Source organism: Salmonella sp. 32082101201600294FB01SM01 (assembly GCF_017572865.1).
Classification (GTDB): Bacteria; Pseudomonadota; Gammaproteobacteria; order Enterobacterales; family Enterobacteriaceae; genus Salmonella; species Salmonella enterica.
The window spans coordinates 360,251-371,808 of the sequence record NZ_JAGESB010000001.1; the positions used below are offsets into that span (position 1 = coordinate 360,251).

Annotated in this window: 11 protein-coding genes; 7 read left to right on the top strand and 4 right to left on the bottom strand. The window is 56.6% G+C overall.

The genetic code is table 11. The features are described 5' to 3' along the window. The first annotated feature begins 4 nt into the window (after window positions 1–4). On the top strand, window positions 5–1,141 hold the full coding sequence (gene wzz(fepE) / locus J4645_RS01705; RefSeq protein WP_001139571.1) for an LPS O-antigen length regulator Wzz(fepE): 1,137 nt from the start codon (window positions 5–7) through the stop codon (window positions 1,139–1,141). Between the two features lie 53 nt (window positions 1,142–1,194). Here the strand turns inward: wzz(fepE) and fepC are convergent, their stop codons facing one another. The 3 genes from fepC to fepD are packed head-to-tail and all read right to left on the bottom strand — an operon-like array spanning window position 1,195 to window position 3,982. After that, window positions 1,195–1,989: an iron-enterobactin ABC transporter ATP-binding protein gene (fepC, locus tag J4645_RS01710; RefSeq protein WP_000140622.1), complete on the bottom strand. Its 795-nt coding sequence runs from the start codon at window positions 1,987–1,989 to the stop codon at window positions 1,195–1,197. After that, window positions 1,986–2,975, bottom strand: coding sequence for an iron-enterobactin ABC transporter permease (gene fepG, locus J4645_RS01715; protein ID WP_000480064.1), 990 nt, complete (start codon window positions 2,973–2,975; stop codon window positions 1,986–1,988). The genes fepC and fepG overlap by 4 nt, the downstream gene beginning before the upstream one ends. Next, window positions 2,975–3,982: a Fe(3+)-siderophore ABC transporter permease gene (gene fepD, locus J4645_RS01720; protein ID WP_001277879.1), complete on the bottom strand. Its 1,008-nt coding sequence runs from the start codon at window positions 3,980–3,982 to the stop codon at window positions 2,975–2,977. The genes fepG and fepD overlap by 1 nt, the downstream gene beginning before the upstream one ends. Before the next feature lie 110 nt (window positions 3,983–4,092). On the opposite strand from fepD, the gene entS reads away from it, so the two are divergent. Continuing rightward, a complete protein-coding gene (entS, locus tag J4645_RS01725) occupies window positions 4,093–5,337 on the top strand; it encodes an enterobactin transporter EntS (protein WP_023215206.1) in 1,245 nt (414 codons plus the stop codon). A gap of 62 nt (window positions 5,338–5,399) precedes the next feature. Here the strand turns inward: entS and fepB are convergent, their stop codons facing one another. Beyond that, the gene (gene fepB / locus J4645_RS01730) at window positions 5,400–6,356 is read right to left on the bottom strand and encodes a Fe2+-enterobactin ABC transporter substrate-binding protein (RefSeq protein ID WP_023215207.1); all 957 of its coding nucleotides are present in this window, start codon (window positions 6,354–6,356) and stop codon (window positions 5,400–5,402) included. Between the two features lie 308 nt (window positions 6,357–6,664). Here fepB and entC point away from each other — a divergent pair, with 308 nt between their 5' ends. The 5 genes from entC to entH are packed head-to-tail and all read left to right on the top strand — an operon-like array spanning window position 6,665 to window position 11,502. Next, window positions 6,665–7,840, top strand: coding sequence for an isochorismate synthase EntC (gene entC / locus J4645_RS01735; RefSeq protein ID WP_000367597.1), 1,176 nt, complete (start codon window positions 6,665–6,667; stop codon window positions 7,838–7,840). Window positions 7,841–7,849: 9 nt separating this feature from the next. Next, window positions 7,850–9,460 (top strand): (2,3-dihydroxybenzoyl)adenylate synthase EntE, encoded by a 1,611-nt coding sequence (gene entE / locus J4645_RS01740; RefSeq protein ID WP_001222461.1) that lies wholly within the window; start codon window positions 7,850–7,852, stop codon window positions 9,458–9,460. A gap of 13 nt (window positions 9,461–9,473) precedes the next feature. After that, window positions 9,474–10,331: an isochorismatase gene (locus J4645_RS01745; protein WP_001007166.1), complete on the top strand. Its 858-nt coding sequence runs from the start codon at window positions 9,474–9,476 to the stop codon at window positions 10,329–10,331. After that, on the top strand, window positions 10,331–11,086 hold the full coding sequence (entA, locus tag J4645_RS01750) for a 2,3-dihydro-2,3-dihydroxybenzoate dehydrogenase EntA (protein WP_023207880.1): 756 nt from the start codon (window positions 10,331–10,333) through the stop codon (window positions 11,084–11,086). Before J4645_RS01745 ends, entA begins: the two co-directional genes overlap by 1 nt. Before the next feature lie 2 nt (window positions 11,087–11,088). Next, window positions 11,089–11,502, top strand: a complete 414-nt coding sequence (gene entH, locus J4645_RS01755) for a proofreading thioesterase EntH (protein ID WP_000637966.1) — start codon at window positions 11,089–11,091, stop codon at window positions 11,500–11,502. Window positions 11,503–11,558 lie beyond the last annotated feature (56 nt).

The window sequence follows — 11,558 nt, forward strand, 5'->3', positions numbered from 1 at the left end:
CGGCATGCCATCTCTTAATGTAAAACAAGAAAAACATCAGTCACTTGCAGGTTACTCACTGCCGCCCGCCAACAGTCATGAAATCGATTTGTTTAGCCTTATAGAGGTGTTATGGCAGGCGAAACGTCGTATTCTTGCTACCGTTTTCGCCTTTGCGTGCGTGGGGTTACTTCTGTCCTTTTTGCTGCCGCAAAAATGGACCAGCCAGGCGATTGTCACACCGGCGGAGTCGGTACAGTGGCAGGGACTGGAGAGAACGTTGACCGCGCTGCGCGTGTTGGATATGGAGGTAAGCGTTGATCGGGCCAGCGTCTTTAATCTGTTTATTAAAAAGTTTAGCTCGCCCTCGCTGCTGGAAGAATATCTTCGTTCTTCTCCGTATGTCATGGATCAATTAAAAGGCGCGCAAATAGACGAGCAGGATCTTCACCGGGCGATTGTCGTGCTGAGCGAAAAAATGAAAGCAGTGGACAGCAATGTCGGCAAGAAAAATGAAACATCATTATTCACGTCGTGGACGTTGAGTTTTACCGCGCCGACGCGGGAAGAAGCGCAAAAAGTGCTGGCTGGCTATATTCAGTACATCTCTGATATCGTCGTGAAAGAGACGCTGGAAAATATTCGTAACCAGCTGGAAATCAAAACCCGCTATGAGCAGGAAAAGCTGGCGATGGATCGGGTGCGTCTCAAAAACCAGCTTGATGCCAATATTCAACGTCTCCATTATTCGCTGGAAATCGCCAACGCCGCTGGCATTAAGAGACCGGTTTACAGCAATGGTCAGGCGGTAAAAGATGATCCGGATTTTTCTATTTCTCTCGGTGCGGATGGTATTTCCCGCAAACTGGAAATTGAAAAAGGGGTAACGGACGTGGCCGAGATCGACGGTGATTTGCGTAACCGTCAATACCATGTTGAACAACTGGCGGCAATGAATGTGAGCGACGTGAAGTTTACCCCGTTTAAATATCAACTGTCGCCGTCTCTGCCAGTGAAAAAAGATGGCCCGGGTAAAGCGATCATTATTATTCTGGCGGCGTTGATTGGCGGTATGATGGCCTGCGGCGGCGTATTACTGCGTCACGCGATGGTCTCGCGTAAAATGGAAAACGCGCTGGCGATAGATGAACGGTTAGTCTGATTTACATGAAAAGCCGGATAGCGATTATCCGGCTTTGTCATCTGTGTGAACGACTATCGCCGCCCCAGCGGTACCACCAGCGGCGTCCCGGCAACCGGATCGTCGATAATCATACAGCGCAGCCCATAGATTTTTTCGATAAGCTCTGCGGTAACAATCTCTTTCGGCGCGCCCTGCGCGACAATGTTACCTTCGCGTAATGCAATCAAATGCGTGGCGTATCGGCAGGCTTGATTCAGGTCGTGCAGGACGGCGGCGAGCGTATAACCTTTTTCGCGGTTGAGATCGCTTAACAATTCCAGCAAATCAATTTGATGGCTAATATCCAGCCACGTTGTCGGCTCATCCAGCAGCATGATGGACGTTTCCTGCGCCAGCACCATGGCTATCCACGCCCGCTGGCGTTGGCCGCCGGACAGAGTATCTACGCTTTGCGTCGCCAGTGAGGTGATACCTGTTGCACGCATGGCACTGGCGACGGCGTCGGCATCTTCCTTGCGCCAGCGGGTAAATAACGGCTGATGCGGATAGCGCCCTCTGGCGACCAGCTCTTGTACGGTGATATCGCCCGGCGTGGTGGCGTTTTGCGCCAGCAATCCGATGCGCCGCGCCACCTCTTTACTGGCGTAACGCTGTATTTGTTCGCCATCTAGCCAGACATGGCCGTCAACAGGCGTCATCAGACGGCTTAGCGTGCGTAGCAACGTTGACTTGCCGCAGCCGTTAGGGCCGATGATGGCGGTAAAATGGCCGTCCGGAATCGAAACATTAAGGTTTTTTGCGACGGTATAGCTGCCATAACCCAGCGTTAACTGGTCGCCGCGCAAACGGGCTACGGATTCGGTCATTTTTTGCGGGACTCCTGAATTAACAAGACGATAAGGTAAATACCGCCGAGGCTGACGGTGACCACGCCCACTGGAAGCTGATAAGGCATAAACAGTTGCTGCGCGCATGCATCGGCGGCCAGTAGTAACAACGCGCCGCACAGCGCCGACTGGGTTAATCCCCAGCGCGCTGTGCCGCTAAGACGGCGGGCGATGTGCGGCGCGACAAGGGCAATAAACGAGATGGGGCCAGCCAGTGCCGTTGCCGCAGCGGTGAGCGACACCGCCACCAGCATCAGCATCAGGCGTGACCGCTCCACGCTAACACCCAGCGCGCAGGCGCTGTCATCGCCCATCTCCAGCAGCCGCATACGACGCACCAGTAGCGCGGCGCCTGTCAGCATCACAATAATCAGCGGCGCCGAAGGCCAGGTTTTTGCCCATGTCAGACCGTTGAGCGACCCGGCGTTCCATAAGCCGGCGGTGAGCGCCGTTTCCAGCGACGCCTGCAACAGAAGCCAGGTATTAAAGGCGACTAACATCGCGCGGATGCCGATACCGATGATAATCAGCCGGAAAGTTTCAATCCCGTTACGCCAGGCGAGCAGCCAGACAATCAATGACGTGACGATACCGCCCGCCATTGCCGCCAGCGCGATCGCGGTAAGATGCTGGCCAAACAGGACCATTGCGACCAGTACGCCGCTCCAGGCGCCGGTATTAAAGCCCATCACATCAGGGCTGCCTAGCGGGTTACGCATCAGCGACTGAAAAATCGCGCCACTGACGCCAAGCGCAGCGCCAATCAGCAACGCCATTAATACGCGCGGTAGTCGCCATTCGGTTACGACAAGGGTGATGTTACGCGGCGCGTCGCCCAACAGCGCGGCAATAATCTGCCCGGTCTCAAGAGGCACGGCGCCGCTTTGCAGGCTCCATAAACCAATGGCGAAGCAGCCAGCCGCCAGAAGCAGGCAGCTTACGATAAGCCGACGAGAAAGAAACATCACAGGCCGCCTCCGTTCGATTTACGGCGTACCAGAAAAATAAGTACCGGCGCGCCGATAAATGCACTGACAACCGATACGCGGAGTTCGCCCGGCACCAACAGACGACCAATAATATCGGCAAAAAGCAGCAGAGCAGGGGTTGCCAGTAGCGTCACTGGCAGCGACCAGCGGTGGTCTGCGCCCACCAGCCAACGCGCCATATGCGGCATCATCAGACCAATAAAGGCGATAGGGCCAACCAGCGCCGTTGCGCTGCCGCACAAGACGGTAATCGCCAGTAAACCGATAAGTTGGGTGCGCGCCACTTTACTCCCCAGCGCCGTCGCGGTATCGCTGCCGAGGCTCAGGCTGTTCAGCGCTCGGCTCAGAAATAGCGCCACGATCCCAGCGATAACCACGGGCGCGAGCGCGACTTTCAACGTTTGCAGGCTGCGAATATCCAGCGATCCCGCCTGCCAGAAGCGAAGCTGGTCATAGACCTCTGGATTTAACAGCGCGATGCCGCTGGTCAGCCCTTCCAGTACCGCGCCAAGCGCCACGCCCGCCAGTGTCAGGCGGACCGGGCTTAACTGGCCGCCGCCCTGACTACCGGTGAAGGCGACAATCAGCGATGCGATAAGCGCGCCGCTAAATGCCATGAAAAGCTGTTCCAGCGGCGTGGAGAAACCAAACAGCGCCGCGCCCAGTACAATGGCGAAGCTGGCGCCGTTGTTAACGCCCAGAATCCCCGGGTCGGCGAGCGGGTTGCGAGTAAGTGTTTGCATGAGCGCCCCGGCGAGACCCAACGCGCCGCCTGCCAGTAATCCGGCCAGCGTACGCGGCAAACGCGCATCCAGGACGATGGTGCAATCGGCGCTTTGGCATACGCCGGTGAACGCCTCCAGCACGACGGCGGCGGGCAGCGGTTTCGCGCCAATGACCAGGCTTAAAACCGCGGCGAGACTCAGTAATAACAACAATCCGGGCACGGCAAACGCGCGCGTCACGGAAAATGAGCATGACATAGTAACTTCCCTGATAATGATAGTAATTATCGTTATCTATCTTATTTGGTTATGTTAGCATGTGCAGCCATTGAATGGATATTTAAAAAAACTCGCATTAAGGCGTTGTAATGAATCGACAATCCTGGCTGCTCAATCTCAGCCTGTTGAAGACGCACCCTGCATTTCGCGCAGTATTTCTGGCCCGTTTTATCTCTATTGTCTCGCTGGGGCTGCTTGGCGTGGCGGTTCCGGTACAGATCCAAATGATGACGTACTCCACCTGGCAGGTAGGGCTGTCGGTAACGTTAACCGGCGGCGCCATGTTTATTGGCTTAATGGTGGGCGGCGTACTGGCCGATCGCTACGAACGTAAAAAGGTGATTCTGCTGGCGCGCGGTACTTGCGGTATTGGCTTTATTGGCCTGTGCGTGAACGCGCTGCTGCCGGAACCATCATTGCTGGCGATATATCTCCTTGGCCTGTGGGACGGCTTTTTCGCGTCTCTGGGCGTGACCGCGTTACTGGCGGCGACGCCAGCGCTGGTCGGAAGAGAAAATCTGATGCAGGCCGGCGCGATTACCATGCTGACGGTACGTCTGGGATCGGTTATTTCGCCGATGTTGGGGGGCATATTGCTTGCCAGCGGCGGTGTAGCCTGGAACTATGGGCTGGCGGCCGCCGGGACGTTTATTACGCTATTGCCGTTACTGACGCTGCCGCGACTGCCTGTCCCTCCGCAGCCGCGGGAAAATCCATTTATCGCGTTACTGGCGGCATTTCGTTTTTTGCTCGCCAGTCCGCTTATCGGCGGTATTGCGCTGCTTGGCGGCCTGGTGACGATGGCAAGCGCGGTACGCGTCCTCTATCCGGCGCTGGCGATGAGCTGGCAGATGTCGGCGGCGCAAATCGGTTTGCTGTATGCGGCAATTCCGCTGGGGGCGGCCATTGGCGCGCTGACCAGCGGACAACTGGCGCATAGCGTTCGTCCGGGGCTCATTATGCTGGTTTCGACAGTGGGTTCTTTTCTGGCTGTGGGGCTGTTCGCCATCATGCCGGTCTGGATCGCAGGTGTTATCTGTCTGGCGCTGTTTGGCTGGCTTAGCGCCATCAGTTCGTTATTACAATATACCCTGCTGCAAACCCAGACGCCGGAAAATATGCTGGGGCGAATGAACGGCCTGTGGACCGCGCAAAACGTCACGGGAGACGCTATCGGCGCGGCGCTGTTAGGCGGTCTTGGCGCAATGATGACGCCGGTCGCTTCCGCAAGCGTGAGTGGATTCGGGCTGGTAATTATTGGTTTGCTGCTGCTGTTAGTGCTGGGCGAGCTACGTCGTTTTCGCCAGACGCCGCCGGTTAGCGATGCTGGCTGATGAAGAGGCGTTTATCCGACTGACAAAATCGGTCTGGTCAGTCGGATAAGACTCCGATAAGGCTAAAACAGGGCGGCCAGCCGGTTAAGCAGCAACGTTGCGCTGTAATAATCCAGACGGAACGTCTCCGTGCCCAGGGCATAGACGCGCTTATTTTGCACCGCTGGCAGGTGCGCCAGCAGCGGATTGGCGTAAAGGGCCGCGACATCTTTGTTGTCGCCGGCAAACAGGAAAAGAGATTGGCCGTTTAACCCGGCGGCCAGATTTTCACCGCCAAGCTGAATGATATCGTGGCGCTTACCCTGGCTTTTGCTGGTTTGCAGCCCTCGGGGCAATGTCGCCAGCGTAAAGCCTAACTGCGTCAATAGCTTGCCTTGTGCTGATTCTGGCGTCCACAAATTGGCGCTATGCGCGGCAGGGGTATACACCAGCGCGCTAACCGGTTGCGGCGGCAGGGCGATTCGCTGTTTAACCGTCGTCAGTTGCGCCTCAAATTCCGCTATTCGCGCGGCGGCCTGTTTCTCCTGACCGGTGATCTCGCCAAGCTGCGTGAGCAAACTCTGCCAGCTTTTATCGTCATAATTGATGACGAGCGTCGGCGCGATAGCGGAGAGCTGATCGTAAAGCGCCAGCGCGGAGTCGCCGCCGGTGGCGCTAATCAAAATGAGATCCGGCATTTGCGCGGCGACCGTTTCGGCATTCGGTTCGCCGATATACAGCCGGGCGACATGGCGAGCCTTTGCTACGTCGCTCCACTGGCGCATAAACCCTTGATCGTCAGCAAAGCGGTTATTCGGCGTAGTGGCCCCGCTGGCGACGACGGGGGCATCAATCGCCAGCAGCGAGCCTGTTAACGTCACGCTGGTAGAGACGATACGCGTGGGTTTGTGGTCCAGAGTATGAACGCCGCGGCTGTCCTGGATTTGCCGGGGCCAACTGGCGTCCTGGGCTAAGGATATTCCTGAAATTGATAAACCAACCACTAAAAGCAGCCAACGATAAAAGGCGGGGAGTCTCACAATAGCGTCCTGTTATTAATAAAGTTAATGCTTCTCATTTTCATGTCAGCGGCAGCGAGATGCAAGCCTTAGTGCCATTTAACTCATGACCAGAGTTGACAGAGCGACGTTTTACTCTTAGGTTAGCGCACTAAAAATAGAAATAATAATCATTATTATACACAAAATCATTCAAGAAGCATCGCAACGGCAAGGGAAGAAATCCCCGCGAGCATAGATAACTGTGTGACCGGGGTTTCTGAGCGCAGCCAACAAAGAGGCAGCTTGAAAGATGAAGTGTATATAAGCCTTTATCATTGGAGGATGATATGGATATGTCACTGGCCGAGGACGCTCAGGAGACAATGGCAACGCTTGCTCCCGATCGCTTTTTCTTCATGTCGCCGTATCGCAGTTTTACCACTTCCGGGTGCTTCGCCCGTTATACCGAGCCTGCGGTTGCCGGAGATTCGCCGGATAGCCCTTTCCAGCAGAAATTGCGCCAGCAGTTTGCCGAGGCCAAATCGCAGGGCATCGCCAACCCTATCCTGGTGGGGGCGATCCCCTTTGATACCCGTCAGCCGTCGTCGCTATTTATCCCGATGGCGTGGCAGTCCTTTTCCCGCCAGCAAAAGCAGCGCACGGCGCGTTATTTTACTGACCATCAGCCACTGACGGTGACGGCGCGAAAGGCGATTCCGGAGCAGGATGCTTTTGAAGCAATGGTCGCACGCGCGGCTATGCTGACCGCCACGCCAGACGTCGATAAAGTGGTGCTTTCCCGGCTAATAGATATCACCACTGATGTGGCGGTGGATAGCGGAGCATTGCTGGAGCGGCTGGTTGCGCAGAATCCAGTTAGTTACAACTTCCATGTGCCACTGGCGGATGGCGGCGTTCTGCTGGGCGCCAGCCCCGAATTGTTGCTACGCAAAGAGGGCGAGCGGTTTAGTTCGCTGCCGTTAGCAGGCTCGGCACGCCGACAGCCGGATGACGTTCTGGATCGCGAGGCGGGAAACCGACTACTGGCTTCACAAAAAGATCGCCATGAACATGAGCTGGTGACGCAGGCGATGAAGCAGATCCTGCGCGATCGCAGCACGGAACTGCAATTACCTTCCTCTCCGCAGTTGATCACCACGCCGACGCTATGGCATCTCGGTACGCCGTTTGAGGGCAAGGCCAACGCCGGAGAAAACGCGCTGACGCTGGCCTGTCTGCTGCATCCGACCCCTGCGTTAAGCGGTTTCCCCCATCAGGTCGCGAAAAAGCTGATTGCTGAACTGGAACCGTTCGATCGTGAACTGTTTGGCGGCATTGTCGGCTGGTGCGACGCCGAAGGAAACGGCGAGTGGGTAGTGACGATTCGTTGTGCGAAATTGCAAGGTAATCAGGTGCGCCTGTTCGCCGGCGCCGGGATTGTCCCTGCCTCTTCGCCAGTCGGCGAGTGGCGGGAAACCGGCGTCAAGCTCTCTACGATGTTGAACGTTTTTGGACTGCATTAAGGAACGATGATGCGTATACCTTTCACCCGTTGGCCGGATGAATTTGCCCGCCGTTATCGTGAAAAAGGCTACTGGCAAGACGTGCCGTTGACCGATATTCTGACCCGCCACGCTGACAGCGATAAGACGGCGGTCATTGAAGGCGAGCGCGCATTCAGCTATCGCCAGCTCAACCAGGCCGTGGATAATCTGGCCTGCAGTTTACGCCGTCAGGGCATCAAACCTGGCGAAACCGCTCTGGTGCAACTGGGGAATGTACCGGAACTGTATATCACCTTTTTCGCCCTGTTGAAGCTTGGCGTAGCGCCCGTTCTGGCGCTGTTTAGCCATCAACGTACCGAACTTAACGCCTATGCGATGCAGATCGCGCCGACGCTGGTGATTGCCGATCGCCAACATACGCTGTTCGCCGGGGAGGACTTTCTCAACACGTTTGTGGCTGAACACCGCTCTGTGCGGGTGGTGTTATTGCGTAACGACGACGGCGATCACAGCCTGGACGCGGCGATGCGGCAGGCGGCGGAAGATTTCACCGCCACGCCATCACCTGCTGACGAAGTGGCCTACTTTCAGCTTTCCGGCGGTACTACCGGCACGCCAAAGCTTATTCCCCGTACCCATAACGACTATTACTACAGCGTGCGCCGCAGCAATGAGATTTGCGGTTTCAACGAGGAGACGCGTTTTCTGTGCGCGATTCCCGCCGCGCATAACTACGCCATGAGTTCGCCGGGCGCGCTGGGCGTTTTTCTCGCCAAAGGAACGGTAGTGCTGGCGACCGATCCCAGCGCCACGCTCTGTTTCCCGCTGATCGAAAAACACCAGATTAATGCCACGGCGCTGGTGCCGCCCGCGGTCAGTCTATGGCTACAGGCTATCCAGGAGTGGGGCGGCAATGCGCCGCTGGCGTCATTAAGGTTATTGCAGGTTGGCGGCGCGCGGCTTTCTGCGACGCTGGCCGCCCGTATTCCGGTTGAAATTGGCTGTCAGTTGCAGCAGGTCTTTGGTATGGCGGAAGGGTTAGTGAACTATACCCGGCTGGACGATAGTCCGGAACGGATTATCAATACCCAGGGAAGACCCATGTGTCCGGACGACGAAGTGTGGGTGGCGGATGCCGACGGGAATCCACTGCCGCCGGGCGAGATTGGTCGTCTGATGACGCGCGGCCCCTATACTTTTCGCGGCTATTTCAACAGTCCGCAACACAATGCCAGCGCCTTTGACGCCAACGGTTTTTACTGCTCCGGCGATCTGATCTCCATTGATCAAGACGGCTACATCACCGTTCACGGGCGTGAAAAAGATCAGATCAATCGGGGCGGCGAGAAGATAGCCGCCGAAGAGATAGAAAACCTGTTACTGCGCCACCCGGCGGTGATCCATGCGGCGCTGGTCAGCATGGAAGATGAACTGCTGGGGGAAAAAAGTTGCGCATATCTGGTGGTAAAAGAGCCGCTGCGAGCGGTACAGGTACGCCGTTTCCTGCGAGAGCAGGGCGTGGCGGAATTTAAATTACCGGATCGCGTGGAGTGCGTTGCGTCACTGCCACTGACGCCGGTTGGTAAAGTCGATAAAAAACAATTACGCCAGCGGTTGGCGTCACGTTCACCGCTCTGAAGGAGAAAGAGAGATGGCCATTCCGAAACTACAGTCTTACGCGCTGCCCACCGCACTGGATATCCCGACCAACAAAGTGAACTGGGCATTTGAGCCGGAGCGCGCGGCGCTGCTCATCCACGATATGCAGGATTACTTTGTCAGCTTTTGGGGCCGCAACTGCCCAATGATGGACCAGGTGATTGCCAATATCGCCGCTCTGCGCCAGTACTGTAAGGAACATCATATCCCGGTCTATTACACCGCTCAGCCGAAAGAGCAAAGCGATGAAGATCGCGCGTTACTCAATGATATGTGGGGACCGGGACTGACGCGCTCTCCGGAACAGCAGAAGGTGGTAGAAGCCTTAACGCCGGATGAGGCGGATACGGTGCTGGTGAAGTGGCGTTATAGCGCGTTTCACCGCTCGCCGCTGGAACAGATGTTAAAAGATACCGGACGCAATCAGCTCATCATTACCGGTGTGTATGCGCATATTGGCTGTATGACCACCGCTACCGATGCGTTTATGCGCGACATTAAGCCGTTTATGGTGGCGGATGCGCTGGCGGATTTCAGCCGGGAAGAGCATCTGATGGCGCTGAACTATGTGGCGGGGCGTTCCGGTCGCGTCGTCATGACTGAATCGCTGCTGCCGACGCCGGTTCCTGCCAGTAAAGCGGCGCTGCGGGCGTTGATTCTGCCGTTGCTGGATGAGACTGACGAGCCGCTGGATGATGAAAACCTGATTGATTATGGCCTGGATTCAGTACGCATGATGGGGCTGGCGGCGCGCTGGCGTAAAGTACACGGCGATATCGACTTCGTGATGCTGGCGAAAAATCCGACCATTGACGCCTGGTGGGCGCTGCTTTCTCGCGGGGTAGAGTAATGGCCAGCTTTGATTTTTCAGACAAAACGGTATGGGTGACCGGGGCGGGGAAAGGGATCGGTTACGCGACGGCGCTGGCGTTTGTTGACGCCGGGGCGCGGGTGATCGGCTTCGATCGCGAATTTACGCAAGAGAATTATCCCTTTGCTACCGAATTCATGGATGTGGCGGATGCCGCACAGGTTGCGCAGGTGTGTCAGCGTGTGTTGCAAAAAACGCCGCGGCTGGATGTGCTGGTCAACGCCGCCGGTATTTTGCGTATGGGAGCGACCGATGCGCTTAGCGTCGACGACTGGCAGCAGACGTTTGCGGTCAATGTGGGCGGGGCATTTAACCTGTTTTCACAGACGATGGCGCAGTTTCGCCGTCAGCAGGGAGGGGCGATTGTTACCGTAGCCTCAGATGCGGCGCATACGCCGCGTATCGGTATGAGCGCCTACGGCGCCTCTAAAGCGGCGCTGAAAAGCCTGGCGCTAACCGTAGGGCTGGAGCTGGCGGGCTGCGGGGTGCGCTGTAATGTGGTGTCGCCCGGTTCGACTGACACCGATATGCAGCGCACTTTATGGGTGAGTGAAGATGCCGAACAGCAGCGTATCCGCGGTTTCGGCGAACAGTTTAAGCTCGGTATTCCGCTCGGTAAAATCGCCCGTCCGCAGGAGATAGCCAATACCATTTTGTTTCTTGCCTCCGATCTGGCCAGCCACATTACCTTGCAGGATATCGTGGTGGACGGTGGTTCAACATTGGGAGCCTGACGATGATCTGGAAACGACATTTAACGCTGGATGAATTGAACGCTACCAGTCAGAACACGCTGGTGGCGCATCTGGGCATTGTTTACACCCGTCTGGGCGATGACGTGCTGGAGGCGGAAATGCCCGTCGATGCCCGCACTCATCAACCGTTTGGTCTGCTACACGGCGGCGCATCGGCAGCGCTGGCGGAGACGTTAGGATCAATGGCGGGTTATCTGATGACCCGCGACGGGCAGTGCGTGGTCGGGACCGAGTTAAACGCCACCCACCACCGCGCCGTCTCGCAGGGGAAAGTACGCGGCGTTTGCCTGCCGCTGCATCTGGGGCGGCAGAATCAAAGCTGGGAAATTACGCTCTTTGACGAGCAGGGGAGGCGCTGCTGCACCTGTCGCCTGGGAACGGCGGTAATGGGATAGTTCTGGCAAAGTAAAATGCAATTGCAGCGTTAACGAAGAAAGGAAGTGATCTGGTT